Here is a 26,289-nt window from a genome sequence, read left to right as displayed (position 1 = left end):
GCGGCTTTTTTCCATGGGCGCCGGCAAAACGCGGGGGCGGTCCCGCGTTTGATGTTGCTTAGGCAATATTTATGTGTCAGCATGCGTATTCAACTTTTCGGAAAATCTTCCCATGCGTCACCTCACCCGTATCGCCCTGGGCATCTCGCTCGCCGGCGCCGCCGCGTTCGCCTCTGCCCAAACCTCCGAACCCGCCCAGGCTGAGCAGCCGGCTAGCACCTTCCCCTACACACCCGGCCTCGACGTGCGCTCGATGGACAAGAGCGCCGATCCCTGCGTCGACTTTTACCAGTACGCCTGCGGCGGCTGGATGAAGAACAATCCGGTCCCGAGCGACCAGGCGCGCTGGTCGGTGTACAGCAAGCTGGCGCAGGACAACCAGCGCTACCTGTGGGGCATCCTCGACGGCCTGGCGAAACAGAAGGAAGGCCGCAGCGCCACCCAGCAAAAGATCGGCGACTACTTCGGCGCCTGCATGGACGAAGCCGCGATCGCCAAGCGCGGCGCCGCGCCGCTGGCACCCTGGATGGAACGCATCGACGCCATGCAGTCGACGCGCGACTTGCCGCAGGTGCTGGCCGCGCTGCACCTGGGCCTGTCGAGCGACGACTTCTTCTTCGGCTTCAGCTCGAACCAGGACTTCGGCGACTCGACCCGCGTGATCGCCTTTGCCGGCGCCGGCGGCCTGGGTCTGCCGGACCGCGACTACTACGTGAAGACCGACGCCCACTCCAAAACCCTGCGCAGCAAATACGAAGCCCACGTGGCCACCATGTTCGCCCTGGCCGGCGAGAGCGAGGCAGTGGCGAAACGCTCGGCCGCCACCGTGATGCGCATCGAAACCGCGTTGGCGAAAGCATCGCTGACCCGCGTCGAGCAGCGCGATCCCTATAAGCTGTTCCACAAGGCCAGCCTGAAGCAGGTGCAGGCGATGACGCCCGGCTTCGACTGGAAGGCTTACCTGGCCGCCGTCGGCCAGTCCGATGTGAACGACTTCAATGTCACCGAGCCCAAATTCTTCAAGGAATTCGCGAAGCAGTTGAAGAGCCAGGACCTGGCCGCCATCAAGACCTACCTGCGCTGGCACGTGCTGCAAGACATGGCGCCGGCCCTGTCGCCGCAGTTCGACGAGCCGCATTTCGCCTTCTACATGCAGACCCTGCGCGGCGTGGAAAAGCAACAGCCGCGCTGGAAGCGCTGTGTGCAGCTGGTCGACCACCAGCTGGGCGAAGCGCTGGGCCAGGAATTCGTCAGCCGCGCCTTTTCGCCGGAACTGAAGGCGAAGTCGCTGCACATGACGCGCCAGGTGGAAGAGGCGATGGCGAAGGACATCGACTCGCTCGAGTGGATGAGCGCGGAAACCAAGCAGCGCGCCCGCGAAAAGCTCGATACCATCGTCAACAAGATCGGCTACCCGGACACCTGGCGCGATTACTCGGCCTTCGAGGTGAAACCCGATGATTTCGCCGGCAACGTGGTGCGCGGCACGACCTTCGAGAACCGGCGCCAGCTGGCCAAGATCGGCAAGCCGCTCGACCGCGCCGAATGGCTGATGACGCCGCCGACGGTGAATGCGTACTTCAACCCGCAGATGAACGACATCAACTTCCCGGCCGGCGTGCTGCAACCGCCGCTGTTCGACCCGAAGATGGATGACGCGCCGAACTACGGCAACACCGGCGGCACCATCGGCCACGAACTGACCCACGCCTTTGACGACGAAGGGCGCCAGTTCGATTCAAAGGGGAATCTGAAGGACTGGTGGACCAAGAAGGACGGCAAGGCCTTCGAGGAGCGCGCCCAGTGCATCGTCGACCAGTACGCCCAGTACACGGTGGTCGACGACATCAAGATCAACAGCAAGCTGACCCTGGGCGAAGACGTGGCCGACCTCGGCGGCCTGATCCTGGGCTGGATGGCGTGGAAGACGCAGATGGCGAGCATGCCGCAGCAGGCCCAGCCTCCGCGCGATGGGCTGTCGCCGGAGCAGCGTTTCTTTGTCGGCTTCGCACAATGGGCTTGCGAAAACGACCGGCCGGAAAACTTGCGCGTGTCGGCCGCGACCGATCCTCATTCGCCGGGCAAGTACCGGGTGAATGGCGTCGTGATCAACATGCCGGAGTTTGAAAAGGCCTTCAACTGCAAGCCGGGCCAGCCGATGGCGGCGGTGAAGCGGTGCCGGGTGTGGTGATAGGGCCCGATCTCGGCCTGCGGCCGTGACCGTACGGTGGGCACTTTGTAGTGCTGGCATTTAGCCAGCCCTACTGCCCACGCGGTTACGTGCTTATGCTTGATGTGTTGGCCGTGAACTGTCGCTCGTAAAATATGTATTGAACGTCAACGACGACACGTTCCGGGTTTCGTTCGATGATACGAGCGATATGCCGTAGCCAGCGGTGCAAGGATGCGCAGGTAACCGCGTGGGCAGTAGGGCTGGCTAAATGCCTGCACTACAAAGTGCCCACCGTACGGGAAACGGCGCGGCCAAAAAAACGCCACCGTTCAGGTGGCGTTTTCTTTTTCAACCATACACTTAGTGCTGGTTGATCTTCCCACGCCACGCGCCCGTTTCCGAGCCGCGCTTTTCCAGCAGTTCCTTGAAATTCGACAGGTTGCTGCGCGCTTCCATGCGCACTGCGCCCAGGGCGTCGCCGATCTTTTCGAGCACGCCTTCCGGTTCGTAATCCATCTGCAGGGTCACGCGGGTGACGTTGTCCGAGATCTTGTGGAAGGTGACCACGCCGCCATTGCGCACGCCGCCGATGCTGCGCCAGGCGATGCGCTTGTCCGGGATTTGCTCGGTGATTTCGGCATCCCATTCCTTGTCTTCGCCGGCGACATTCGCTTTCCAGTGCAAACGCTTGTCGTCGAGCTGGCGGATTTCCTTGACGCTCTTCATGAACTGCGGGAAGTCTTCGAACTGGGTGAACTGGTTATAGGCAACGCTATCCGGCACGTTCACTTCGATGGCTTCGATAATGGCCGAGCTGCCGCTCGAATCCTGTTTTCCTTTGATCTTTTTCGACAGCAACATCCCGCCGACGGCCAGTGCGGCAACTGCAACAACTCGATTCAGCATTGTGATCCTCCTTGAAGTTGGGTCGTAGTGGTCCACGCGATCCCTTCGCGTATTTGCACTTAAGTTAAGCCAAATCCGGAACAAGGGGCGCGCGGGAGGGCTGCATGCCGATACGGCTGAGCTATCGGAAGCCTTTGATTTTCCTGGAGAAAATAAAAACGGCGGCCTTGGCTGCCGTTCCAGGAAAGCATGGCCGGCTCAGGCGAGCTTGCGGCGCCGCGCTGGCCAGGATCTGCATGGAATGTAGAATTATTCGACAGTAACATTTTGATCAGCATGGGAGTGCTTTCGCTGCGACTGGATGGGCATACAGTACACCGCAACGGTATAATGGCCGCATGCAGAACCTCCTTCACAACCTCAATCCCGAACAACTCGCGGCCGTGACCCTGCCTTCGCAGAGCGCGCTGATCCTGGCGGGGGCCGGCTCGGGCAAGACCCGTGTGCTGACCACGCGCATCGCCTGGCTGATCCAGACCGGGCAGGTATCGCCGGCCGGCATCATCGCGGTGACGTTCACGAACAAGGCGGCGAAGGAGATGCTGACGCGTCTGTCGACCATGTTGCCGATCAATACGCGCGGCATGTGGATCGGCACCTTCCACGGCCTGTGCAACCGCCTGCTGCGCACCCATTACAAGGATGCGGCGCTGCCCCAGTCGTTCCAGATCCTCGATTCGCAAGACCAGCTGTCGCTGATCAAGCGCATGCTCAAGGCGCACAACGTCGACGACGAAAAATACCCGGCCAAGGCGCTGATGTACTACATCAACAACGCCAAGGACCAGGGCCTGCGCGCCGGCCAGCTCGAGCCGAACGATCCGATCGAGCGGCGCATGATCGAGCTCTACGAACTCTACGACCAGCAATGCCACAAGGAAGGCGTGGTCGACTTCGCCGAGCTGCTGCTGCGCGCCTACGAACTGCTGTCGCGCAACGGGCCGCTGCGCCACCACTACCAGATGCGTTTCCGCCACATCCTGGTCGACGAGTTCCAGGATACGAACGATTTGCAGTACAACCTGTTGAAGCTACTGGCCGGCCATTCCGAAGAAGGCGGCGGCGCCATCTTTGCCGTCGGCGACGACGACCAGAGCATCTACGCCTTCCGCGGCGCGAATGTCGGCAACATGCAGGCTTTCGAGCGCGATTTCCGCGTCCAGAATCTGATCAAGCTGGAGCAGAACTACCGCTCCTACGGCCACATCCTCGACAGCGCCAACTTCCTGATTGCTAACAACGCCAAGCGCCTGGGCAAGAACCTGCGCACCGACATGGGGCAGGGCGAGCAGGTGCGTGTGTACGAAGCCTCGTCCGACCTCGAAGAAGCGCAGTGGATCATCGAGGAAACCAAGAGCCTGGTGGCCGACGGCATGCCGCGCAGGGAAGTGGCGATCCTGTACCGCTCGAATGCCCAGAGCCGGGTGATCGAGCACGCGCTGTTCGCGGCCGGCTTGCCGTATACCGTCTACGGCGGCCTGCGCTACTTCCAGCGCGCCGAGGTCAAGCACGCGATTGCCTACCTGCAGTTGATGGACAATCCGCATAACGATTCGGCCTTTTTGCGCGTGGTGAATTTCCCCACCCGTGGCATCGGCGCCCGTTCGATCGAGCAATTGCAGATGGCGGCCGACAGCTACGGCATTTCGCTGTACGCGGCCGTGCCCTACATGACCGGCAAGGCCGGCACCTCGCTGGGCGGCTTCGTGCGGCTGATCGAAGGCGCGCGCTTCGAAACCCAGCAACTGCCGCTGCCGGAAATGGTGGGCGTGGTACTGGAGCGCAGCGGCCTGATCGAGTTCTATAAAAAGGAAAAGGAAGGCGCCGACCGCATCGAAAACCTGGAGCAGATGGTCAATGCGGCGACCCAGTTCGTGCAGGAAGAAGGTTTCGGCGTGGCGGCGCCAGCCCACCTCGGCCCACAGGCGCTGCCGCAGGCCGGCGAAGCCATCGTCAGCCAGGACGGCATCGAGGTGCTCGATGCCGAGGCGCCATTGCCTACCGTGATGTCACCGCTGTCCGCCTTCCTCACCCACGCCTCGCTGGAAGCCGGCGACGCCCAGGCCCAGGCCGGCCAGGACGCGCTGCAACTCATGACCGTGCACTCGGCCAAGGGTCTGGAATTCGACGCCGTCTTCATCACCGGCCTGGAAGAAGGCCTGTTCCCGCACGAAAGCAGCTCGCGCGAGCTCGATGGCGTGGACGAAGAGCGGCGCCTGATGTACGTGGCGATCACGCGCGCGCGCAAGCGCCTGTACATGAGCTTTACCCAGCAGCGCATGCTGCATGGCCAGACCCGCTTCAACATGAAGTCGCGCTTCTTCGACGAACTGCCGGAAGAATCGCTGAAATGGCTGTCGCCGCGCGTGCAGGGCCACTGGTTCGCCAACAAGAAGGCGGCCACCGCCTGGGACGACGCTGCTTTCCGGAATGGCAGCGACAACAAGATCGCCCAGCAGATCACGCAAAAGTCGGGCGGCAGCTCGGGCTGGCGCATCGGCGAAACCGTGGCGCACGCCAAGTTTGGCGAAGGCGTGATCGTGAATATCGAAGGCGGGGCGGGTGCGGCGCGGGCCCAGATCAACTTCGGGCCGGCCGGCGTGAAGGTGCTCGACTTGTCGGTGGCCAAGCTGGAGCGCGTGTCGCGCTAGGCTAAAGGCCAACGAATGCCATGTACGGCCTGAATTAGCCCGGCTTACGATTGTTGCAGCTTCGTAAGCTGGGCTAATTTCGCTGCGTCTAGGAGATCGATCAGGCGTCGCTGCCAGCCTGGCGGCGCCTGAGAATGCCGCCGATGTCCACCATGAGTACGGTGAACACGGCCATGGCGCCGCTTGCCATGCGTTGCTGGCTGTCGCTCCATGCACTGAAGGCGTCGAGTGCGCTGTGGCCGCCCACCATGGCGAGGTAGAGGCCGCCGATGGTCAGAACCAACGCCAGAAGCAAACTCAGCAAACGCATGCGCATTCCTTTGTACTTGTAGTCACGACAAGAATAAAAAGCTTATTTGCTCAGGTTAACCGGCTTGGCGTCGCTGTCGGCCGGCTTGCCGAAGATGTGGCGGTAAGCGGCGTACAGCGCGCACTGCAGCAGCAGCATGAACAGGAAGGCCACCCAGGTCACGGCGACGAATGCGGCCTTGCCGCCGCCGAGCAGGATCAGCAGGGTCATGAAGACCGCGAACATGATCCCGAACCAGGACAGCAGCAGCACCAGGAAAACGCGCAGGTTCCTGAATACCGCGAAGAAACTGTAGAACACGGCCTTGCCGGGCCCCATCTGCTGCCAGTAGGCCAGCGGCGCGGCAAAGGCCAGGGCGATCAGCGTGACGATGTACATCGTGCGGATGAACATGAGGGTCAGCATTGCCCCGAACGGCACCTGCGCCTGCTGGGCGTCTTTCATCTCGAGCGACTGCGGTATCTGCTGGTAGATCGCGGGATCGACGAGCACGCGTTCGAGCAAGCCCAGCACCAGCCAGGCGGCTACGTAGATCAGGCCGACCTTGCACAGCCGCAGCAGCACCGGCTGGCGGAAACCCGTCAGCAGCACGGCGGGCGTGACGCGCTGCCCGTTCTCGATCATCAGGCAGGCCATCATGACCGCCATCGAGAGCGAGGGGATCAGCACGTTCGTGGCCACGCTCAGCACGGGAATGACGCCGACCACGGCGGCGAACAGGATATTGGCGAAGAGCAGGGTGGTGAGGGCGGCGGGCTGCTTTCGGAACAGGCCGACGCCTTCCTTGAACCAGATCCAGCCGGTGTTTGCAGGCATGTTATTCATTGTTCAGGCTGCCAATCCCGGCGCCGGGCTGGCAATACGTTCGCGCAAGATGCGCTCGAAATGGGTGGGGTCGTGCGGCGTCAGCAGCTCGGCGGCGCGCGGCACGTGCAGATCGTACAGGCGCGACAGCCAGAAGCGCAGCGCGGCAGCGCGCAGCAGCAGCGGCCAGGCGGCGGCTTCGTCTGCGGTGAACGGGCGCACGGCGCGGTAGGCGTCGAGCAGGGCGCGCACCCGCGCGTCGTCGAGACGGCCGCTGGCCAGGTTGATGCACCAGTCGTTGACGGTGACGGCCAGGTCGAACAGCCAGGTGTCGACGCCGGCAAAATAGAAATCGAAGCAGCCGGTCAGTTTATCGCCGACGAACATCACGTTGTTACGGAACAGGTCGGCATGCACCGGGCCGCGCGGCAGGCGCGCATAGGCCGGGCTGGCGGCATGTTCCTCTTGCAGGGCAATTTCTTCTCGCAAGAGACGGGCGTTGTCGGCGGACAGGTAAGGCAGCACGGCCGGCGCGGTGGCGCGCCACCAGTCCAGGCCGCGCAGGTTGGGCTGGCTCAGCGGAAAGTCCTGCGCCGCCAGGTGCATGCGCGCCAGCATGGCGCCGACTTCCGCACAGTGCACGGGCTGCGGGTCCATCTGCGAACTGCCGTCCAGCTTGCTGACGATGGCGGCCGGCTTGCCGTGCAGGGCCACCACCAGCTCGTCGTCGGCGTTCGCCACCGGCGCCGGCACCGGAATGCCGCGCTCGGCCAGGTGGCGCATCAGCTGGATGTAGAAGGGAAGCTGGTCGAAATCCAGGTTCTCGAAAACGGTGAGCACGTAGTCGCCGCGCTCGGTCGTCAGGAAGAAATTGCTGTTTTCAATGCCGGAGGCGATGCCGTCGAGCGCCAAAGCCTGGCCAAGGGGAAACTGCTTGATCCACTGGGTGAGGTCATCCAGTGTGACCGCGGTGAAGACTGCCATCGTGGGAGCAACAAGAAAAGGTCGATGCGGAGGGTGCGAGGCGTCGTGCGCCCCGCGGTGCTTGGTTCAGCGGCCGTTGGCAGGCAAGGGCGGCGGCGGCGGAATGTCGGCCGGCCTGGTCATCGGCACCGTTGCTGGCGGTACCTTGCCGGCAGGAGCGCCGCTGGCCGGCTTTGCCGGGGTAGCGTCGTTTGCGGCGGCCTCGGCAGCCTCGGCGCCGGCCGCCTTTTTCTTGGCGTTGAGGTCGAATTCCATGACTTTCCATTGCGGCGCGCGGAAGCCGCTGCTCTGGGCGTCGCCGGGCTGGGCATTGCCGGGCGCGGTGTTCGGACGCAGGATGTAATTGCTGCGGCCGCTTTGCACTTCGATCTCGGTGACGTTGCCGTCGTTGCCGCGCTTTTCAGTAATCTGGGTGCCGCGGCGCGGTTCGATGGTCGTGGACGGCACATCGCTGCCCGGCTCGATGCGTTCGGTAACCGGCGGTTGTGCCGTTTGCCCCGCAGTTTGACCAACACCGGCCTGTTGCGCCACGGCGGTGCCGGCGCAGGCAAGCAGGGCGAATGACAGACTGGCAAAGCGGGTAGTTGTGCGCGACATGATGATCACCTTGTATCGTTTGGACCATTGTAACAAACAGATACCGTTCCCTGTGAAAAGTGTGCCGTGTGTTCCACGGATGTGTCCCCATATAGAAGGAACAGTCACGGCAGCGTTGTGCTTTCTTCATGGCGGATTCTGCGATAATGGCTCCCACTTTGGCCCCTGGCCGGCTTCACCAAATTTCCTATGCAAAATACCCTGCTCCTGGTTGACGGTTCCAGCTACCTCTACCGCGCCTACCACGCCTTGCCCGACCTGCGCAGCCCCGACGGTTTCCCGACCGGCGCCATGCACGGCATGGTCAACATGCTGCGCCGCCTGCGCGCCGACTATCCGGCCGCCTACATTGCCTGCGTGTTCGATGCCAAAGGCAAGACCTTCCGCGACGACATGTACCCTGAGTACAAGGCAACGCGCGCCTCGATGCCGGAAGACCTGGGCAAGCAGATCGCTCCCATCCACGAAGCAGTGCGCCACCTCGGCTGGCCGATCCTGATGGTCGAGGGCGTGGAAGCCGACGACGTGATCGGCACCCTGGCCGTGCAGGCCGCCGCCAAGGGCATGAACACCATCGTTTCCACAGGCGACAAGGACCTGGCGCAACTGGTCAACGACAAGGTCATGCTCATCAACACGATGAGTAACGAAAAGCTCGACGAAGCCGGCGTGCTGGCCAAGTTCGGCGTGGCGCCGAACCGCATCATCGATTACCTGACCCTGATCGGCGACACCGTCGACAACGTGCCGGGCGTGAGCAAGTGCGGCCCGAAGACGGCGCTGAAATGGCTGGCCCTGCACGGCTCGCTCGACGGCGTGATGGAAAACGCGCACAGCATCGGCGGCGCCGTGGGCGAAAACCTGCGCACCGCACTGGAATGGCTGCCCAAGGGTCGCGAACTGATCACCGTAAAGACCGATTGCGACCTGGTGAACCACGTGGTGTCGATCGAGGAAAGCCTGGTCGGCCGTCCGGAAGACAAGGACGCCCTGCGCGAGTTCTTCCAGCGCTATGGCTTCAAGACCATGCTGCGCGAACTGTCGCAAGGCCCCGGCGTGGGTGCGCCGGCCGCCCCGGGCCTGAACTCGCCGGAAGGCGCGCAAGACACCTTGCCGGGCATGCCGATCATCAAGGGTGAGTACGAACTCGTGACCACCTGGGAGCAGCTCGACAAATGGCTGGCCCTGGTGGATGCGGCCGAGTTGACTTCGGTCGATACCGAAACCACCTCGCTGGAACCAATGACGGCGCAAATGGTCGGCATCTCGCTGTCGGTGGAAGCAGGCAAGGGCGCCTACATCCCGCTGGCGCACCGCTATGCCGGCGTGCCGGAGCAATTGCCGCGCGAAGAGGTACTGGAACGCATGCGCTCCTGGCTGGAAAATCCCGCCAAGCCCAAGCTGGGCCAGAACCTGAAGTACGACATGCACATCTTCAACAACCATGGGATCACCCTGCAGGGCATCGTCCACGACACCCTGCTGCAGTCGTATGTGTTCGAATCGCACAAGCCGCACGACATGGACACGATGGCGATGCGCCACCTCGGCTACACCACGATTCCCTTCGTGGACGTGTGCGGCAAGGGCGCCAACATGATCTGCTTCGACCAGGTGGAGCTCGAGCGCGCCAAGGAATACGCGGCCGAGGATTCCGACATCACCCTGCGCCTGCACCAGACCATGCTGCCGCACGTGCTCGAGAATGCCGGCCTGACCCATATCTACGAAAAGATCGAGCTGCCGACCCAGATCGTGCTGCAGAAGATCGAGCGCAACGGCGTGCTGATCGACGTCGAGAAGTTGGACAAGCAGTCGCGCGAACTCGGGGCCCGCTTGATGGAGCTCGAGCAGCAGGCCTATGAATTGGCCGGCGGCCAGTTCAACCTCGGCTCGCCGAAGCAGATCGGCGAAATCTTCTTCGGCAAGCTGCAACTGCCGGTCATCAAGAAGACCGCCACCGGCGCACCATCGACCGACGAAGAAGTGCTGCAAAAGCTGGCCGAGGATTACCCGCTGCCGAAAGTGCTGCTGGAACACCGCGGCATGGCCAAGCTGAAGTCGACCTATACCGACAAGCTGCCGAAGATGGTCAACCAGTCCACCGGCCGCGTGCATACCAACTACGCGCAGGCGGTGGCGATCACCGGGCGCCTGGCCTCGAACGATCCGAATCTGCAGAACATTCCCGTGCGCACCGCCGAAGGCCGCCGCATCCGCGAAGCCTTTGTTGCGCCGCCGGGCAGCGTGATCGTCTCGGCCGACTATTCGCAGATCGAGCTGCGCATCATGGCGCACTTCTCGGGCGACGAAGCGATGCTGCGCGCCTTTGCCGAAGGCGAGGACATCCACCGCGCCACGGCCGCCGAGATCTTCGGCATTCCGCCGGAAGAGGTGCAGTCCGAGCAGCGCCGCTACGCCAAGGTGATCAACTTCGGCCTGATCTATGGCATGAGCGCTTTCGGGCTGGCGGCGAACCTGCAGATCGAGCGTTCGGCGGCGGCCAACTACATCGACCGCTACTTTACGCGCTTCTCGGGCGTGAAGCAGTACATGGACGAAACGCGGCTGGCGGCCAAGTCGCGCGGCTACGTCGAGACCGTGTTCGGGCGACGCCTGTGGCTGCCGGAGATCAATTCGCCGAACGGTCCGCGCCGTGCCGGGGCCGAACGCGCGGCGATCAATGCGCCGATGCAAGGCACGGCGGCCGATTTGATCAAGCTGGCGATGATTGCGGTGCAGGGCTGGCTGGAAAGCGAAAAGCTCGGCACGCGCATGGTCATGCAGGTGCACGACGAACTGGTGCTCGAGGTGCCGCAAGCGGAGCTGGAACTGGTCAAGCAGAAGCTGCCGGAGCTGATGGCGGGCGTGGCGCAGCTGAAGGTGCCGCTGGTGGCCGAGACCGGTGTCGGCAGCAACTGGGAGGAAGCGCACTGAGCTTGCGCGCTCAGGTTCGGCCTCTTCGATATGCGTGGGCGTCCGGATCGGCGCTTTGAAGCCGAGTCCATAACAGCCTGTCGGCACGCAGCGTCGCGGCTGAGCGAAGGTCAGTAACGCCGGCTTCGCCCTGCGATCATCAGGATCAAGGCGCCACCGAGCAGCATGGCCGATGTTGCCGGCTCGTCTGCCGCCATCCCTTCGCATGCCCAGGCGTAAGCGGCCGGAGTCGTGCCAGTTGTCTCCGATGAACCGCTCAGGTTAGCAGGCGCCAGGGCGAGCGCGGCCAGGCCCGCGCACGGAAAGATGCGGAAACACGCCATACAGGTTTCTCCTTGAAAACTGCCACGCCAGGCAGGCGCAAGCGATCAGCCAGCGACTATAGGCGATGCCGGATTCCCGCCTTCTAGCCAGGCGCAAACGTCCTGCCGAAAGTGGCGCGCAGGCCGTTTGCGCACGCGATTGCGTTCCAGAGCGCAAGCCGCCCAGTCGCTGTAAGATAGTCAGCCTTACAACTCATGACCGAAAGGGATGCACATGAAGGATCTCGTACAAGACGGCGACAGCCTGGTTGCCAAGACCGCGTTCGAAGACGGCGTCGACCGCCGCGTGTTCCTGAAGGCAGCCGTCGGCAGCGGTTTCGCCGCCGCGACCCTGCCGGTCATGGCGCAATCCATGATCCAGACCGATACCAGCGGCCTGTCCGCCGGCGACCACATCATCGTCATCAACGGCCAGGACGTGCCGGTCTACCGTGCCCAGCCGGAAGGGCGTTCGAACCTGCCGGTGGTGCTGGTGATCTCGGAAATCTTCGGCGTGCACGAGCACATCAAGGACGTGGCGCGCCGCTTTGCCAAGGCCGGCTACCTGGCCATTGCGCCGGACCTGTTCGTGCGCCAGGGCGACCCGACCAAGATCGCGAACATCGCCGACCTGATGAAGGACATCATCTCGAAGACCCCGGATGCCCAGGTCATGTCCGACCTCGACACGGTGGTCAACTGGGCCAGGCAGCGCGGCGGCGACATCGAGCGCCTGGGCATCACGGGTTTTTGCTGGGGCGGGCGCATCACCTGGCTGTACGCGGCGCACAACCCGAAGGTCAAGGCCGGCGTGGCCTGGTATGGCCGCCTGACGGGCGACGCCACGGCGAACTCGCCGAAGCACCCGGTCGACGTGGCGCAGGGCCTGAAGGTGCCGGTGCTGGGCCTGTACGGCGGCAAGGACACCGGCATTCCACTGGAATCGGTCGAGCGCATGAAGACCGAGCTGGCCAAGGGTAACAGCCGCTCCGAGATCGTCGTGTTCCAGAATTCGGGCCATGCCTTCCACGCGGATTACCGTCCGAGCTACAACGAAGCCGATGCCAAGGATGGCTGGAAGCGCGCGCTGAACTGGTTCGCCAAGCACGGCGTGGCCTGAGTTCGGGCGTTGGAAACGCGCGTAGCGGCCTGTGCGGGTACAATGCCCGGTTTGCTACGCGCAGCACGTCCAGAACAAGAGGCTTCAAATCGACCCGATTCTCATCCACATCCTGCTGGCGACCCTGATCGCCGGCGTCGTCAGCATCTCGGCCGCGGCTTTGTTCTCCTTCACGCTGCTCTCCAAAATGGTGGAGCGGCTGGTGAGCCTGTCCGTCGGCATCATGCTGTCGACGTCGCTGCTGCATGCCTTGCCGGAAGCCTTCGATTCCGACGCGAGTCCGCAGAAGCTGTTCGCGACCTTGCTGGCGGGCCTGCTCACCTTCTTCATGCTGGAAAAGCTGGCGCTGCTGCGCCACTCGCACCACCACGAGGGCGACGGCCACCACCACGCGCACGGCCACGACGCCAGGGAGGCCGGCAAGTCGGGCTGGATGATCCTGATCGGCGACGGCATGCACAACTTCACCGACGGCATCCTGATCGCGGCCGCCTTCCTGGCCAATCCGGAGCTGGGCATCGTTACCGCGCTGGCGATCGTCGCGCACGAGATCCCGACCGAGATCGGCGACTTCATCGTGCTGCTCAATGCCGGCTTCTCGCGCATGCGTGCGTATGTGTTTAATCTCCTGTGCAGCCTGCTCGCCGTGGCCGGCGGCCTGCTCGGCTACTTCACGCTGGACCGCGCCAGCGGGCTGATTCCGTATGTGCTGGTGTTCGCCTCGTCGGGCTTCATCTACATTGCCGTGAGCGACCTGATGCCGCAGATGCAGCGCCGCGCAACCGTCAAGGAATCGGTGCCGCAGGTGCTGTTGATCGGGCTTGGCGTTATCATTGTGCTCTTCCTGACCGGGCGCTGATGCATTGAGGCTGGCCCGGCCGCACTTGATGCGAGGGGCTTGCCATGAAAAGCTATCGTTGGATTCCCGAGACCGGCTCCGGTCTCGAACACCTGGTACTCCGACAGACGAACGAAGGCGTCATCGCGCAGGGCGTGGTGATCGGCGGGCGCTACGGCGAGCGCAGTGGTCAACCCTACGGCGCCAGCTACCGCATCGCCTGCGACGCTGCCTGGCGCGTGCGGCATGCCATCGTCGACGTGGCCGGCGGCGGGCATCTCGAACTGTTTGCCGATGGCGACGGGCAGTGGCGGGGCGGGGATGGCGCAGTCATCGAGGCGCTGGCCGGCTGCATCGACATCGACCTGACGGCCAGCTGCTTTACCAACACGCTACCGATCCGGCGCCTGGGCGACTCGCTAGGCGAGCGGCAGGTGATCGACGTGGCCTGGGTGTGGATTCCCGAACTGAAAGTGGAAAAGGCGCGGCAGGCGTACACGCGGCGCGCCATGAACGCGTATCGCTTCGAGGGCCTGGGCAGCGATTTCAGGGCAGACCTGCGGGTCGACGATGATGGCCTGGTCGAACTGTATCCCGGCCTGTTCAAACGCGCGTAGGGTGGGTTCTTGAACCCACCATGTGTGAACCGAGAATACGTCCGGTGGGTTCGAGAACCCACCCTACGGGTTGGTAGGGTGGGCACTTGTGCCCACGCGGTACTACGGCAGATAGTCGAAGCGCTTCGCGAAGCAGTGGGGTATGCGAAAGTACAACCGCGTGGGCACAAGTGCCCACCCTACGATTTCGATCGGGTTAGTTCGTAGGGTGGGTTCTTGAACCCACCATATGTGAACCGAGAATACGCCGGTGGGTTCGAGAACCCACCCTACGAATTATGAGCCCGTTGCTATCGGCCGCGACGGATCGCTGCTCCACTCGCTCCACGACCCCGGATACAAGGCCGCGCCTTTCAAGCCCGCCACCTCCAGCGCCAGCAGGTTGTGACACGCCGTCACCCCCGACCCGCACTGCATGATCGCGTCGGCCGGCGCGCCGATCACCGCACCGAATTCCTCGCGCAGCTGCTCGGCCGCCTTGAAGCGCCCATCAGGCTGCAGGTTGTCCTTGAAGAAGCGATTCGTCGCCCCCGGAATATGCCCGCCGACCGGATCGATCGTTTCGTTCTCGCCGCGAAAACGATCTGACGCGCGCGCATCCACGACCGTGCGTTTCGCGCTCTCGATATTCTCCAGCACCTCGGCCACCGTCACCGTCGGCACGAACGGCGCACCCACTTCGACCGACCCACGCGGCTTACTGACAACGTCGGTGACCACCGGCTGACCAATCGCCTGCCACGCCGGCAGCCCGCCATCGAGCACCGCCGCCTTCTCGTGCCCGAGCCAGCGCAGCAGCCACCACAAACGCGCCGCGTACATGCCGCCATGCGCGTCATAGGCCACGACCTGGGTGCCGGCGTTCACGCCCCAGCCACGCAAGATCTCGACCAGCGCTTCCTTCGACGGCAGCGGATGCCGCCCCTTGAACACGCCATCCTCGCCACGCTTCGGTCCCGACAACTCGGTTTCCATATCCGCGAACACCGCTCCCGGCAAATGCCCGGCCGCATAGGCTTCGCGTCCATACGCCAGGTTGACGAGGTCATGCCGGCAATCGACGATCACCCAATCAGGTGCATCGATATGCGCAGCCAGGTCGGCGGCGGAAATCAGGGTCGTGTACATGGCAGGCCTCACAGTTCGCTGGCGATGGGATCGGTCTTTTCGGTGACGGCGCCGCGCGCCGTGCTGCGCGTATTGTAGAACGTCGCCGCGATACCGGACGCGAGGATCACGGCTATGCCCAGCCACACGTGCCAGTCGAAGCGGTCGCCCCACAGCAGCAGGCCCCACATGCTGGAAAACACGATACCGGTGTACTGCAGGTTCGCCACCACCAGCACCTTGCCGACGCGGTAGGCGCGCGTCATGGCCATCTGCGCCATCAGGGCCGCGCCGCCGATCGCCAGCAGCAGCAGGCCGCCGTACAGCGTGTGGCTATGGAAGGGCGTGAAGTTTAACCCTGTGCCCGCGCCATCGCCGCTGACCACGCCGACGAACCCGGCCACCGCGGTCGTCGCCGAAAAATAAAACACCACGCGGTACTCCGGCTCGCCCATCTGGCCGAGTTTGCGCACCTGCATGTAGGCCATCGCCGAGATGACCGACGAACAGAGGCCGGCCAGCCCGCCCAGCCACTGGTTCGATTCCACGGCCGGCTGCAGCACCAGGGTCACGCCGAAGAAGCTGGCGCCCACGGCCAGTACCAGCGGCCATTCGGCGTGCTTGGTCTTGGTCCACCAGCCCAGCAGGAACATCCAGGCCGCGATCCAGATCGGCGCCATGTAGTTCAGGGTCATGGCGGTGGCCAGTGGCAGTTTCGAGATGGCGAAGAACCACAGCCAGAGCGAGGTGACGCCGACCGCGCTGCGCCACAGGTGGGCTTTCGGGAAGGGCGTGCGGAAGGTGCCACCGCGATGGCGCACGATCATGAAGAGGATGACGGCGCCGATCAGGCCGCGGTAGAACAGGAGTTCGGAGGTGGTGTAGAACTCGGAAGCCAGCTTCACGCCCGCGCCCATGGCGGCAAACGCAAAGCTGGCGAACAGCATCCAGAGTGAAGGCATTACATTCCTGGGTTGAGACTACTTTACTGCTTAGAGATCGATCTTGCTCCGGTACCACTCGTGGAAGTGCTGCATGCCGTCTTCCATCGGCGACTGGTACGGCCCGACCTCGTTGACGCCACGCTCCATCAGGATGCGGCGGCCCGCATCCATGCGCTGGGCGATCTCGTCGTCCTCGATGCAGGTTTCCATGTAGGCGGCGCGTTCGGCTTCCACCAGTTCGCGCTCGAACAGGGCGATCTCTTCCGGGTAGTAGAACTCGACCACGTTGCGCGTCTTTTGCGGGCCGAGTGGCCACAGGGTCGACACCACTAGCACGTTCGGATACCACTCGACCATGATGTTCGGGTAGAGCGTGAGCCAGATCGCGCCTTGCTTCGGCTCCTTGCCGCCGTTGAACTTCAATACGGCTTCCTGCCACTTCTTGTACGTCGGCGAGCCGGCCTTTTGCAGGCCGCGGTTCACGCCCACGGTCTGCACGCTGAAGTCGCGGCCGAATTCCCATTTCAGGTCGTCGCAGGACACGAAGTTGCCCAGGCCCGGGTGGAAGGGCTCGACGTGGTAATCCTCCAGGTAGACTTCAATAAAAGTCTTCCAGTTGTAGTCGACGTCGTGGATCTCGACGTGGTCGAACAGATAGCCCGAGAAATCGAGGTCCTTCGAGACCGACATCTCCTTGAGCTTGTCCATCACGTCGTAGCCGTTCTGCTCGAACAGCAGGCCGTTCCAGCTTTGCAGCGTGGTCTTCGACAAATTCAGGCAGGGCGTTTCCGCGAAATGCGGCGCGCCGATCAGTTCGCCCTTCAGGTCGTAGGTCCAGCGGTGCAGCGGGCACACGATGTTGTTGGCATTGCCGCGGCCATTGAACATCAGCGCCTGGCGGTGGCGGCAGACGTTGGACAGCACCTCGATGCCGTTGGCGTTACGCACCAGCATGCGGCCTTCGTTTTCCGATGCCAGGGTGGCGAAGTCGCCCATCTCCGGCACCATCAGTTCATGGCCGACGTAACGCGGCCCCTGCCGAAACAGTTGCTGGATCTCGCGCTGCAGCAGCGCATCGTCAAAGTAAACATTTACCGGAAGCTGAGCGCACGAGCGCGCCAGCTTGGCGTGGGTAGCCAGATCGGACATCCCAACCCCCCTTATTCGAGACCTAAAGAAGAGAAAGAATCCAAAGACCAGTATTTAGTGTGCGGAAATACGGTATTTCGGACAGAACCGGCGATTATACCGTGGAACGAGCTCTACAGTCTCGGACCGGCACGCGGTTGTGGTGCGCAGAGGCACAGGAATTGCCGGAAAGGCATCGTTTTCATGGTGTTCAGGGTGGGTGCGTTAAAATGTGAACGGTCGTGCAATTAGCTCAGCATTCGCGCGGACCCCTCTGGGGTAAGGATTGTTCTAAAATACGCGATTAGGCTTCCCCATGGCGCACCCCTTGTGTCATATCGGGATCGCTGGCCCAACACAACAAGTAACTATGGCAAATAATTCAAACGTGGGAGCACCGGAGTCCTTCGAGGCGGCAATGGCCGAACTGGCCCAGCTCGTCTCGCAGATGGAAGCAGGGCAATTGCCGCTGGAAGCCTCGGTGGTCGCCTATGCACGCGGATCCGAACTCGTGAAATACTGCGCTGCCCAGCTCGACAAGGTGGAGTCCCAGGTCAAGGTGCTGGAAGGCGACATGCTGAAACCGTTCAGCGGCGACGAGGGCGCGCAATGAGCGCGGCGCCGTTCGCCGACTGGATGGCAGGCGTCCAGCATGACGTCGAAGATGCGCTGTCGCGCTTCCTGCCCGCGGCCGATGCCGAGCCCACCAAGCTGCACGAAGCCATGCGCTACACCGCGCTCGGCGGCGGCAAGCGCGTGCGTCCGCTGCTGGTGTATGCCAGCGGCGCCTTGTTCGGCGCCGATGCCGCCTCGCTGGCGCGCGCCGCCTGCGCGCTGGAAATGATCCACGTGTATTCGCTGGTGCACGACGACATGCCCTGCATGGACGACGACGCCCTGCGCCGCGGCAAGCCCACCGTCCACGTGGCCTACGACGAAGCGACTGCGCTGCTGGTCGGCGACACGCTGCAGGCGCGCGCCTTCGAGGTGCTGGCCGGCGACGAGGCGCTGCCGCCAGCGCGCCTCATCAAGATGCTGCGCCTGCTGGCCGAAGCCGCCGGTTCCGCCGGCATGTGCGGCGGCCAGGCGATCGACCTCGACAGCGTGGGCCTGTCCCTGAGCCTGGAACAGCTCGAACGCATGCACCAGCTGAAAACCGGCGCACTTTTGCGCGCATCGGTCCTGCTCGGTGCCCTGTGCGGCAAGGACCTGGGCGCTGCGGAACTTGAAGCCCTGAAGGCCTACTCCAAGGCAGTAGGGCTGGCGTTCCAGGTCGTGGACGATGTACTGGATGCGACGGCCGATTCGGCCACGCTCGGCAAGACCGCCGGCAAGGATGCGGCCGACAACAAGCCGACGTATGTGTCGATCCTCGGACTGGAGCCCTCGAAGGCGCTGGCCGAACAATTGCGGCGCGAGGCGCACGATGCGCTGGCGCCATTCGGAGAACAAGCACAGCGGCTGCGCGAACTCGCGGACCTGATCGTGCAGCGGAAGGCCTAAATGAACCTGTTAGACACCATCAACGACCCGTCGGACCTGCGCAAGCTCCCGCGCACGCAACTGACCCCGCTGGCCGGCGAACTGCGCCAGTATCTGCTCGACTCGGTCTCGAAGACCGGCGGCCATTTGTCGTCCAACCTCGGCACCGTGGAGCTGACCATCGCGCTGCACTACGTGTTCGAGACGCCGCATGACCGCATCGTGTGGGACGTGGGCCATCAAACCTACTCGCACAAGATCCTCACCGGCCGCCGCGAGCGCATGCCCACGCTGCGCCAGTTGAACGGCCTGTCGGGCTTCCCGAAGCGCGATGAAAGCGAATACGACACCTTCGGCACCGCCCACTCGTCGACCTCGATCTCGGCCGCACTCGGCATGGCCGCCGCCGCCAAGCTGAAAGGCGAGCAGCGCCACGCGATCGCCGTGATCGGCGACGGCTCGATGACCGCGGGCATGGCCTTCGAGGCCCTGAACAATGCCGGCGTCGAGGAAGACTGCAATCTGCTGGTGGTCCTGAACGACAACGACATGTCGATCTCGCCGCCGGTGGGCGCACTGAACCGCTACCTGGCGCGCTTGATGTCGGGCCAGTTCTACGCCGCGGCCAAGAGCGTCGGCAAGACCGTGCTGCCGGCGCCGCTGCGCGAACTGGCGAGCCGCCTGGAAGAACACGCGAAGGGCATGGTGGTCCCGGCCACGATGTTCGAGGAATTCGGTTTCAACTACATCGGCCCGATCGATGGGCACGACCTGGATTCGCTGATCCCGACCCTTGAAAACATCAAGAAGCTCAAGGGCCCGCAGTTCCTGCATGTGGTGACCAAGAAGGGCCAGGGCTACAAGCTGGCCGAGGCCGAGCCGATCCTGTACCACGGCACCGGCAAGTTCAACCCGACCGAGGGCATCAAGCCGGCGACCGCCCCAAGCAAGATCACCTACACCGAAGTCTTCGGCAACTGGCTGTGCGACATGGCAGCCGTCGATTCGCGCCTGGTCGGCATCACGCCGGCGATGCGCGAGGGCTCGGGCATGGTGCGCTTCCATGCGCAGTACCCGGAGCGTTATTTCGACGTCGGCATTGCCGAGCAGCATTCGGTGACCTTCGGCGCCGGTCTCGCCACCGAGGGCATGAAGCCGGTGGTCGCGATCTACTCGACCTTCCTGCAGCGCGCCTACGACCAGCTGATCCACGACGTGGCGCTGCAGAACCTGGACGTGACCTTCGCCCTGGACCGCGCCGGCCTGGTCGGCGCCGATGGTGCGACCCACGCGGGCAACTACGACCTGGCCTACCTGCGCTGCATCCCGAACATGGTGGTCATGGCGGCGTCGAACGAGAACGAGTGCCGGCAGATGCTGACCACCGCTTACCACTATCCGGGCCCGGCGGCGGTACGTTATCCGCGCGGCACCGGCATCGGTGCGGCGATCCAGGAAGAGCTGACCTCGATCGAGATCGGCAAAGGCGAAGTCCAGCGCCAGGGCAAGGGCGTGGCCATCCTTGCCTTCGGCTCGATGGTGGCGCCGAGCATGGGCGCGGCCGGCGAACTCGATGCCACGGTCGCCAACATGCGCTTCGTGAAGCCGCTCGACGTCGAGCTGGTGAAGCAGCTAGCGGCCGACCACGACTACCTGGTGACGGTGGAAGAGGGCGCGGTGATGGGCGGCGCCGGTGCGGCCGTGGCCGAAGCGATGGCGGCAGCGGGCATCGTCAAGCCGCTGCTCATTCTTGGCTTGCCCGACAAATTCATCGACCAGGGCGATCCGGCGGCGCTGCTGGCGTCGGTGGGCCTGGATGCCAAGGGCATCGCGGCGTCGATCCGTGCGCGCTTCGGTATCGCGGGCGAGCCGCGGCTGGTGGCGGTGAAGAGCTGAACGCTGTTCTGGCTCGATGAAGAAGCGGCGCCTCGGGCGCCGTTTTTTTTGCCGATGGTGCGGTGTGCACGTGTACGACCGCGTGGACACAGGTGTCCACCCTACCAAACCGAAGTCACGTACGTCGGCGAAGGAGTAGGGTGGGCACCTGTGCCCACGCGGTATAGCACGTCTGAATGTCGAAACGTGTCTTCGGCTACTGTACCCATCCACCTCTCAACTCTACTAGTTCGTCCGCCCCCCAATCCACGATAACTTTGTCGCAAAGCCAACAATAAACAGGCCCGGTTTCCGCAAAAGAGGAAAGCCGGCGGCCGTCCCAGACAACAGCCGCCGCGCGCAGCAAATCGTCTTTGACCGCAAAGGGAGAATTGCATTGAAAAAGAAATTCGGCCTGTTCCTGTTCGCACTCGGCCTGAGTGCATCCTACGCCTATGCCTACGATGACACGGCGTGCATCCTGGATTGCCATGCCAAATACGTCGACTGCATGTCGCGCGGCTACTTCACCCCCAACTACTGCCAGAGCCGCATGAGCGTCTGCTCGGCGATGTGCGATGGCTGGGACGGCAACGGCCCGATTCCTTGACCCGCTTTCCACAGCAGGAAAACGGCGGCAGCCGCACCTCATGGCGGTAGCCGCGCCTTGTTTCGTCTCGATCCCAAGGGAGAATCGAATTGAAAAAGAAAATTGGCCTGTTCCTGTTCGCACTCGGCCTGAGTGCTTCCTACGCCCATGCCGACACCGACTACGCCACCTGCTTCCAGACCTGCTGGGACCAGTACGAGGATTGCCTGGCGCGCGGTAACTTCACCCTCAACTATTGCGGACACCGCATGAGCATGTGCGCCGCGATGTGCGACGGCTGGGACGGCACCGGCGACATTCCATAATCGTTCAACGCGTGCGGGTGCACAGGTACACCGCACCCGCCGTCGCCAGGAAGCCCGCCAGCGTCATCGCGCTCAGGGTTTCGCCCAGCACCCCGAACGCCATCAGCGCCGTCACGCCCGGGATCAGGTAGAACAGGCTGGCCACCTTGCTCGCTTCCCCCTTGCGCATCATGATGAACAGCAGGCTGGTCGCGCCGATCGAATTCACGGTCGCCAGCCAGCCCGACGCAAACAGCATCGCCGGCGTCCAGCGCACATCGAAGCCTTCCACGAACAGCGACAGGGGCAGCGCCACCAGCGTCGCCACGGCCAGCTGCACGAAGCCGCCAGTGCACAAGTCCATCCCGGCGCAGAACTTCTTCTGGTACAGCGTGCCGAGCGTGACCCCGGCCAGCGCCACCACGGCCGCCGCGTAGGCCCCGACGCCAGCGCTTCCAATGCCCAGCTTGTGCCACACCACCAGCACCACGCCCATCACGCCGCCCGCCATCCCCAGCCACTGTTTTGCACCAAGCCGTTCGCCGAACACGACCGCCGCACCGAGCGCCGTGAACACCGGCATGGTGCCGACGATCAGCGCCGATTCGCCCGCCGACACTCCCAACTTCAGCGCCGTGTACAGGCCCGAGAACTGCAGCGCCTGGATCAGGAGGCCGACCACCACCAGGTGCCCGAACTGCCTGCGGTTCGCCGGCCAGGGCGCGCGCGCCGCCAGCGCCACGATCAGCAGCACGGATGAGGCCAGCCCGAAGCGGATCGCCAGCAGCGTGAACGGCCCGGCATACGGCACGGCCAGCTTGCCGACCACGTAGCCCGAACTCCACATCGCAATGAAGAGCAGGGGCAAAGCCAGGCCGGTGATGCGGGCCAGTGTGGAAACGGCGGGTGAGGCAAGCCTGAGCGTGGTCATCGTTTTTTCCGGTAGATTGATCCTGCCAGCTTAGGCCGGATACTGCTGCGATACAATCCATCGAATGGGCAACCGATTGTTTCCAAAGGCGATACGATGAGCGAAATGCAGCCGCGCGACTTTTCCGATGTCTGGACCTTCGTCAGGGTGGTCGATAGCGGTTCCTTTTCCGAAGCCGCGCGCCAGATGGGCACGACCAAGGCGAACGTCAGCAAGCAGGTCGCCAACCTGGAAAAGAACCTGCACGCCAAACTGCTGAACCGCTCGACACGCAAGCTGGGCCTTACCGAAGCCGGTAGCGCCATCTACCAGAACGCCCTGCGCCTGCTGGAAGAAGCGCGCGCGCTGGAAGCCACTGCCGCCGGTTTGCAGACCGGCCCGGGCGGCACGCTGCGCGTAAGTGCCTCGATGGCCTTCGGCACCACCTGCCTGGCCGGCCTGCTGCCCGCCTTCATGGAGCGCTACCCGGACATCCGCGTGGTGCTCAGCCTGACCGACCGCTACGTTGACCTGGTCGAGGAAAACATCGACGTCGCCCTGCGCCTGGCCTCGCGCATCGACACGCTGAGCGTGGTGGCGCGGCCGATTGCAGGTATCCGCTACGTGCTGGCTGCGGCGCCGGCTTACCTGGAACAGCACGGCACGCCACAGAGCACCGAGGACCTTGCAATGCACCGCTGCCTGACGTTCGGCGCCTCCGGTGCGCCGGTGACCTGGCAGTTCGAAGACGCTGGTGGCACCGTAAATGTGAACGTGGACAGCGCCCTGGCCGCTAACAGCAGCGTGGCCCTGCACCTGGCCATGCTGCGCGGCGGCGGCATTGCGTTGCTGCCGACATATGTGGTTGGCGAGGACCTGCGCAGCGGCGCCGCCGTGCAGCTGCTGCCCGAACTGACGCCAAAGGGCTTTTCAGGCGACCAGCTATACGCTGTCTACCTGGAGAACCGCTTCCTGCCGCCGAAGGTGAGGGTGTTTATCGACTATCTTGTCGAGACGACGACACAAGACCAGTTGTCCCAGGGCGGTTCATAGCGGCCTGATCAAACAGTTGCTATATACTCAAGGCAGTCTGGAATGCCTGCTTTCAAAACAGTGAGGGCCGGATGACGGAAAACGTAAGGAAAACAGCAATTTCCAGCAGCGAGAACGGAAAAATCGTGCAGGGCAGTGCCAGGCAATGGCGGGCTTTCGAGAAAGCGGTCCTGGTCGCTCTCGGTCCTGCGATCAAAGGAACCGGGTGGAGGAAAAGTGGCGCGGTGCTGTTCAGGCAGGCCGGCGATTTTTTTCATGAGGTCCGTATAACGGTATCGCTTTACGATGGAAAAACGCACGTCACGCACTGCGTCAAACCCATGGCGCTGGACCCGATTCTATGGGATATCCTGGGGATGCCGGGGAATGCGGGCGAACCGCTTTCGTTCCGCACAAACGGCGCCTTTACCTGCCCGGGACTGCCCATGTATGAGGAGGTGCTTGAACAGTCCTGTCTTACGCCGGGCGATGCAGCAAGCTCCTTGATGGCAGTCGTCGTGACCCAGCAAGCACTTCTGACGGAAGTCTTGCAAGCCTCGGATTTCTCGTCATTGGTCGCCCAACATACTAATCAGCTGGAACGTGGAGCCTATGCCGTCACCCTGGTTACCAGCCTGATCAACGATGGCGACTGCGACGCCGCCGCCCGTCTCGCAAGCGCATATGCCTCCGGCGAACGCGAATCATGCTGCGACATCAGCGTCGAGGGCGTGTCTGTCCGTCGCCTGGCGCTCGATTGGCTGGCAGCCGGGGCTGCATCAACAAAGTTCGCAACCTGGCCTTGCCTGCCTGTCACGACTGAACCTGCACCTTGACTGCGCCGTCGCGGTCTTTTCTGGCCTGGACAACGAACAGGTCTTTATTACTTGGGAATACTTCATGAAGCATACGTTTGCCCGCCTGACCCTGGCCTTGTGCGCAGCCGGCTTCGGCATCGCCGCCCATGCCGCCGATCCTTATACGCCGCAGGAATACGTCCAGTTCCAGCACGCCGACTGGACCAAAAACGCCACCATCTACCAGATCAACACGCGCCAGTTCACGAAGGAGGGCAGCTTCAAGGCCGCCACCGCCCAGCTGCCGCGCCTGAAGGAACTCGGCGTCGACATCCTGTGGCTGATGCCGATCCACCCGATCGGTGAGCTCAAGCGCAAGGGCAAGCTCGGCAGCCCGTACGCGGTGCGCGACTACCGCGCCGTGAACCCGGAATTCGGCACCCTGCAAGACTTCCGCGCCTTTGTCGACGGCGCGCACAAGCTGGGCATGCGCGTCATCATCGACTGGGTCGGCAACCACACGTCCTGGGATAGCGTCCTGCGCAGCAGCCATCCGGACTGGTACGCGAACGACAGCAGCGGCAAGCCGCGCCCGACGCCCTGGTTCGACTGGGACGACATCATCGACCTCGATTACAGCAAGCCGGCCCTGCGCCGCTACATGACCGAATCGATGCTGTACTGGGTGCGCGAGACCGGCATCGACGGCTACCGTGTCGACGCCGCCGGCCTGGTACCACAGGACTTCTGGGACAACGCCAGCCGTGAGCTGCGCGCCGTGAAGCCGGTCTTCATGCTGGCCGAATGGGAGAGCCGCGACATGCACCGCGTGGCGTTTGATGCCAGCTATGCCTGGACCTGGTGGGACGCGCTGCACGACATCGCCAAGGGCAAGCGCGACGCCACCGGCCTGTACACCTATTACGCCTGGGGCCAGAAGTTCTACCCGCGCCAGGCCTACCGCCTGCTGTACACGACCAACCACGACAAGAACACCTGGGACGGCACCGAGTTCGACATCTTCGGCCCGGCGGTCGATGCGGCCATCGTGTTCACGTTCGTAAGCGAAGGCATGCCAATGATCTACAACGGCCAGGAAGCCGGCAACCGCAAGCGCCTGGAATTCTTCGAGCGCGATCCGATCGAGTGGAAGCCGTCGCCCTACGCGGACCTGTACCGCAAGCTGATCGCACTGAAGAAGTCGAATACGGCGCTGTGGAACGGCGAGTTCGGCGCGCAGATGATGCAGGTGCCGAACGCCACGCCGAAGCAGGTCTTCAGCTTCGTGCGTGCGAATGCCAAGGACAAGGTGTTCGTGGCGCTGAACCTCTCTGGCGAGCGCGTGAAAGCCACCTTCAGCAAGGACCTGCACCACGGCAGCTACCGCGACTTCGCCACCGGCGAAACGGTGCGCGTGGATGCGGCGACCAGCTTCGACATGGCGCCGTGGAGCTACAAGGTGCTGGTGAAGTAAGGTAGCTGTGTTGTTCGTAGTTCGTAGGGTGGGCACTTGTGCCCACGCGGTACGGCGCCGGCATACCGTCGGGTATGGAAAGGTACGACAGCGTGGGCACAAGTGCCTTGCGCGGCCCGGCCCACCCTACCAAACCAGGCACATCCACAATCTTTGATATAGTTTTATTAATTCTATCGGAGATCAATCATGGAGGAGCCTGTGAAAAACGTAGATGTGAAAGTCACTGTGGATGTGCGCGTGGACCCGGTCGGCGTGGCCGTGTTCTTTGCATCGGTCGCTGCCGCGCTGTTCTTTCTGAAGAAAAACGTCAAGCAAGTGGAACACACATCCACATGACCTGATAAGGAATGCTGGAAAGAGAAGTATTAAATTCTATCGGGTATTTTCTGAGGCTGGCTCTGCAA

Annotated in this window: 24 protein-coding genes; 15 read left to right on the top strand and 9 right to left on the bottom strand. The window is 63.3% G+C overall.

What is annotated here, in order from left to right:
* Positions 1-112: 112 nt before the first annotated feature.
* Positions 113-2,191 carry a M13 family metallopeptidase gene (locus ACWYRN_RS04285; protein WP_488691301.1) on the top strand — a complete coding sequence of 693 codons (2,079 nt, stop codon included), beginning with the start codon at positions 113-115 and terminating at the stop codon, positions 2,189-2,191.
* Between the two features lie 342 nt (positions 2,192-2,533).
* Here ACWYRN_RS04285 and ACWYRN_RS04280 read toward each other — a convergent pair whose 3' ends face one another.
* Entirely contained in the window at positions 2,534-3,079 is a 546-nt protein-coding gene (locus ACWYRN_RS04280) for an SRPBCC family protein (RefSeq protein WP_488691300.1), read from the bottom strand.
* Positions 3,080-3,417: 338 nt separating this feature from the next.
* On the opposite strand from ACWYRN_RS04280, the gene ACWYRN_RS04275 reads away from it, so the two are divergent.
* Positions 3,418-5,730 carry a UvrD-helicase domain-containing protein gene (locus ACWYRN_RS04275; protein WP_488691299.1) on the top strand — a complete coding sequence of 771 codons (2,313 nt, stop codon included), beginning with the start codon at positions 3,418-3,420 and terminating at the stop codon, positions 5,728-5,730.
* 100 nt (positions 5,731-5,830) lie between these two features.
* Here ACWYRN_RS04275 and ACWYRN_RS04270 read toward each other — a convergent pair whose 3' ends face one another.
* The 4 genes from ACWYRN_RS04270 to ACWYRN_RS04255 all read right to left on the bottom strand — a co-directional run bounded on the left by ACWYRN_RS04270 (position 5,831) and on the right by ACWYRN_RS04255 (position 8,425).
* Positions 5,831-6,040 carry a hypothetical protein gene (locus tag ACWYRN_RS04270; RefSeq protein ID WP_488691298.1) on the bottom strand — a complete coding sequence of 70 codons (210 nt, stop codon included), beginning with the start codon at positions 6,038-6,040 and terminating at the stop codon, positions 5,831-5,833.
* A 42-nt stretch (positions 6,041-6,082) separates the two neighbouring features.
* The gene (locus ACWYRN_RS04265) at positions 6,083-6,856 is read right to left on the bottom strand and encodes a BPSS1780 family membrane protein (protein WP_488691297.1); all 774 of its coding nucleotides are present in this window, start codon (positions 6,854-6,856) and stop codon (positions 6,083-6,085) included.
* Between the two features lie 12 nt (positions 6,857-6,868).
* A complete protein-coding gene (locus tag ACWYRN_RS04260; RefSeq protein ID WP_488691296.1) occupies positions 6,869-7,828 on the bottom strand; it encodes a homoserine kinase in 960 nt (319 codons plus the stop codon).
* A gap of 66 nt (positions 7,829-7,894) precedes the next feature.
* On the bottom strand, positions 7,895-8,425 hold the full coding sequence (locus ACWYRN_RS04255; RefSeq protein WP_488691294.1) for a hypothetical protein: 531 nt from the start codon (positions 8,423-8,425) through the stop codon (positions 7,895-7,897).
* A 189-nt stretch (positions 8,426-8,614) separates the two neighbouring features.
* On the opposite strand from ACWYRN_RS04255, the gene polA reads away from it, so the two are divergent.
* From polA to ACWYRN_RS04235, 4 genes are all read left to right on the top strand, one after another.
* A complete protein-coding gene (gene polA, locus ACWYRN_RS04250; RefSeq protein ID WP_488691292.1) occupies positions 8,615-11,362 on the top strand; it encodes a DNA polymerase I in 2,748 nt (915 codons plus the stop codon).
* Between the two features lie 537 nt (positions 11,363-11,899).
* The gene (locus ACWYRN_RS04245; RefSeq protein ID WP_488691290.1) at positions 11,900-12,784 is read left to right on the top strand and encodes a dienelactone hydrolase family protein; all 885 of its coding nucleotides are present in this window, start codon (positions 11,900-11,902) and stop codon (positions 12,782-12,784) included.
* 124 nt (positions 12,785-12,908) lie between these two features.
* Positions 12,909-13,643: a ZIP family metal transporter gene (locus ACWYRN_RS04240; RefSeq protein WP_229438234.1), complete on the top strand. Its 735-nt coding sequence runs from the start codon at positions 12,909-12,911 to the stop codon at positions 13,641-13,643.
* 44 nt (positions 13,644-13,687) lie between these two features.
* Positions 13,688-14,239: a putative glycolipid-binding domain-containing protein gene (locus tag ACWYRN_RS04235; protein WP_488691289.1), complete on the top strand. Its 552-nt coding sequence runs from the start codon at positions 13,688-13,690 to the stop codon at positions 14,237-14,239.
* A gap of 276 nt (positions 14,240-14,515) precedes the next feature.
* On the opposite strand, the gene ACWYRN_RS04230 is transcribed toward ACWYRN_RS04235, so the two are convergent.
* The 3 genes from ACWYRN_RS04230 to ACWYRN_RS04220 are packed head-to-tail and all read right to left on the bottom strand — an operon-like array spanning position 14,516 to position 17,439.
* Positions 14,516-15,367 (bottom strand): sulfurtransferase, encoded by an 852-nt coding sequence (locus tag ACWYRN_RS04230; protein WP_488691288.1) that lies wholly within the window; start codon positions 15,365-15,367, stop codon positions 14,516-14,518.
* An 8-nt stretch (positions 15,368-15,375) separates the two neighbouring features.
* Positions 15,376-16,308 (bottom strand): DMT family transporter, encoded by a 933-nt coding sequence (locus tag ACWYRN_RS04225; protein ID WP_488691287.1) that lies wholly within the window; start codon positions 16,306-16,308, stop codon positions 15,376-15,378.
* Positions 16,309-16,338: 30 nt separating this feature from the next.
* Positions 16,339-17,439, bottom strand: coding sequence for an aromatic ring-hydroxylating oxygenase subunit alpha (locus ACWYRN_RS04220; RefSeq protein WP_229438101.1), 1,101 nt, complete (start codon positions 17,437-17,439; stop codon positions 16,339-16,341).
* Between the two features lie 349 nt (positions 17,440-17,788).
* Here ACWYRN_RS04220 and ACWYRN_RS04215 point away from each other — a divergent pair, with 349 nt between their 5' ends.
* The 5 genes from ACWYRN_RS04215 to ACWYRN_RS04195 all read left to right on the top strand — a co-directional run bounded on the left by ACWYRN_RS04215 (position 17,789) and on the right by ACWYRN_RS04195 (position 21,690).
* Complete coding sequence (locus ACWYRN_RS04215) at positions 17,789-18,031, top strand: exodeoxyribonuclease VII small subunit (protein ID WP_488691285.1); 243 nt, start codon at positions 17,789-17,791, stop codon at positions 18,029-18,031.
* Positions 18,028-18,921, top strand: a complete 894-nt coding sequence (locus ACWYRN_RS04210; RefSeq protein WP_488691284.1) for a polyprenyl synthetase family protein — start codon at positions 18,028-18,030, stop codon at positions 18,919-18,921. Before ACWYRN_RS04215 ends, ACWYRN_RS04210 begins: the two co-directional genes overlap by 4 nt.
* A complete protein-coding gene (dxs, locus tag ACWYRN_RS04205; RefSeq protein ID WP_488691283.1) occupies positions 18,922-20,796 on the top strand; it encodes a 1-deoxy-D-xylulose-5-phosphate synthase in 1,875 nt (624 codons plus the stop codon).
* A gap of 376 nt (positions 20,797-21,172) precedes the next feature.
* Positions 21,173-21,385, top strand: a complete 213-nt coding sequence (locus tag ACWYRN_RS04200; RefSeq protein ID WP_229438097.1) for a hypothetical protein — start codon at positions 21,173-21,175, stop codon at positions 21,383-21,385.
* Positions 21,386-21,474: 89 nt separating this feature from the next.
* Complete coding sequence (locus tag ACWYRN_RS04195) at positions 21,475-21,690, top strand: hypothetical protein (protein ID WP_488691282.1); 216 nt, start codon at positions 21,475-21,477, stop codon at positions 21,688-21,690.
* Between the two features lie 4 nt (positions 21,691-21,694).
* Here the strand turns inward: ACWYRN_RS04195 and ACWYRN_RS04190 are convergent, their stop codons facing one another.
* The gene (locus ACWYRN_RS04190) at positions 21,695-22,600 is read right to left on the bottom strand and encodes a DMT family transporter (protein ID WP_488691281.1); all 906 of its coding nucleotides are present in this window, start codon (positions 22,598-22,600) and stop codon (positions 21,695-21,697) included.
* 96 nt (positions 22,601-22,696) lie between these two features.
* Between ACWYRN_RS04190 and ACWYRN_RS04185 the strand changes: the two genes are divergently transcribed.
* The 4 genes from ACWYRN_RS04185 (at position 22,697) to ACWYRN_RS04170 (ending at position 26,221) form a co-directional block, all read left to right on the top strand.
* Positions 22,697-23,632: a LysR family transcriptional regulator gene (locus ACWYRN_RS04185; RefSeq protein ID WP_488691279.1), complete on the top strand. Its 936-nt coding sequence runs from the start codon at positions 22,697-22,699 to the stop codon at positions 23,630-23,632.
* Positions 23,633-23,703: 71 nt separating this feature from the next.
* Entirely contained in the window at positions 23,704-24,447 is a 744-nt protein-coding gene (locus ACWYRN_RS04180; RefSeq protein WP_488691278.1) for a hypothetical protein, read from the top strand.
* 64 nt (positions 24,448-24,511) lie between these two features.
* Positions 24,512-25,882 (top strand): alpha-amylase family glycosyl hydrolase, encoded by a 1,371-nt coding sequence (locus ACWYRN_RS04175; RefSeq protein WP_488691276.1) that lies wholly within the window; start codon positions 24,512-24,514, stop codon positions 25,880-25,882.
* Between the two features lie 189 nt (positions 25,883-26,071).
* A complete protein-coding gene (locus ACWYRN_RS04170) occupies positions 26,072-26,221 on the top strand; it encodes a hypothetical protein (RefSeq protein WP_488691274.1) in 150 nt (49 codons plus the stop codon).
* Positions 26,222-26,289: the final 68 nt, after the last annotated feature.

This window comes from Massilia sp. BAP21, assembly GCF_057801335.1.
This window is presented reverse-complemented; position numbering and strand designations above follow the sequence as displayed.

Coding starts and splice junctions, on each gene's coding strand:
- ACWYRN_RS04255 (WP_488691294.1), bottom strand. CDS start 8,425: ATGTCGCGCACAACTACCCGCTTTGCCAGTCTGTCATTCGCCCTGCTT.
- polA (WP_488691292.1), top strand. CDS start 8,615: ATGCAAAATACCCTGCTCCTGGTTGACGGTTCCAGCTACCTCTACCGC.
- ACWYRN_RS04230 (WP_488691288.1), bottom strand. CDS start 15,367: ATGTACACGACCCTGATTTCCGCCGCCGACCTGGCTGCGCATATCGAT.
- ACWYRN_RS04225 (WP_488691287.1), bottom strand. CDS start 16,308: ATGCCTTCACTCTGGATGCTGTTCGCCAGCTTTGCGTTTGCCGCCATG.
- ACWYRN_RS04180 (WP_488691278.1), top strand. CDS start 23,704: ATGACGGAAAACGTAAGGAAAACAGCAATTTCCAGCAGCGAGAACGGA.
- ACWYRN_RS04185 (WP_488691279.1), top strand. CDS start 22,697: ATGAGCGAAATGCAGCCGCGCGACTTTTCCGATGTCTGGACCTTCGTC.
- dxs (WP_488691283.1), top strand. CDS start 18,922: ATGAACCTGTTAGACACCATCAACGACCCGTCGGACCTGCGCAAGCTC.
- ACWYRN_RS04245 (WP_488691290.1), top strand. CDS start 11,900: ATGAAGGATCTCGTACAAGACGGCGACAGCCTGGTTGCCAAGACCGCG.
- ACWYRN_RS04170 (WP_488691274.1), top strand. CDS start 26,072: ATGGAGGAGCCTGTGAAAAACGTAGATGTGAAAGTCACTGTGGATGTG.
- ACWYRN_RS04275 (WP_488691299.1), top strand. CDS start 3,418: ATGCAGAACCTCCTTCACAACCTCAATCCCGAACAACTCGCGGCCGTG.
- ACWYRN_RS04270 (WP_488691298.1), bottom strand. CDS start 6,040: ATGCGTTTGCTGAGTTTGCTTCTGGCGTTGGTTCTGACCATCGGCGGC.
- ACWYRN_RS04210 (WP_488691284.1), top strand. CDS start 18,028: ATGAGCGCGGCGCCGTTCGCCGACTGGATGGCAGGCGTCCAGCATGAC.
- ACWYRN_RS04265 (WP_488691297.1), bottom strand. CDS start 6,856: ATGCCTGCAAACACCGGCTGGATCTGGTTCAAGGAAGGCGTCGGCCTG.
- ACWYRN_RS04235 (WP_488691289.1), top strand. CDS start 13,688: ATGAAAAGCTATCGTTGGATTCCCGAGACCGGCTCCGGTCTCGAACAC.
- ACWYRN_RS04280 (WP_488691300.1), bottom strand. CDS start 3,079: ATGCTGAATCGAGTTGTTGCAGTTGCCGCACTGGCCGTCGGCGGGATG.
- ACWYRN_RS04285 (WP_488691301.1), top strand. CDS start 113: ATGCGTCACCTCACCCGTATCGCCCTGGGCATCTCGCTCGCCGGCGCC.
- ACWYRN_RS04215 (WP_488691285.1), top strand. CDS start 17,789: ATGGCAAATAATTCAAACGTGGGAGCACCGGAGTCCTTCGAGGCGGCA.
- ACWYRN_RS04190 (WP_488691281.1), bottom strand. CDS start 22,600: ATGACCACGCTCAGGCTTGCCTCACCCGCCGTTTCCACACTGGCCCGC.
- ACWYRN_RS04260 (WP_488691296.1), bottom strand. CDS start 7,828: ATGGCAGTCTTCACCGCGGTCACACTGGATGACCTCACCCAGTGGATC.
- ACWYRN_RS04175 (WP_488691276.1), top strand. CDS start 24,512: ATGAAGCATACGTTTGCCCGCCTGACCCTGGCCTTGTGCGCAGCCGGC.
- ACWYRN_RS04220 (WP_229438101.1), bottom strand. CDS start 17,439: ATGTCCGATCTGGCTACCCACGCCAAGCTGGCGCGCTCGTGCGCTCAG.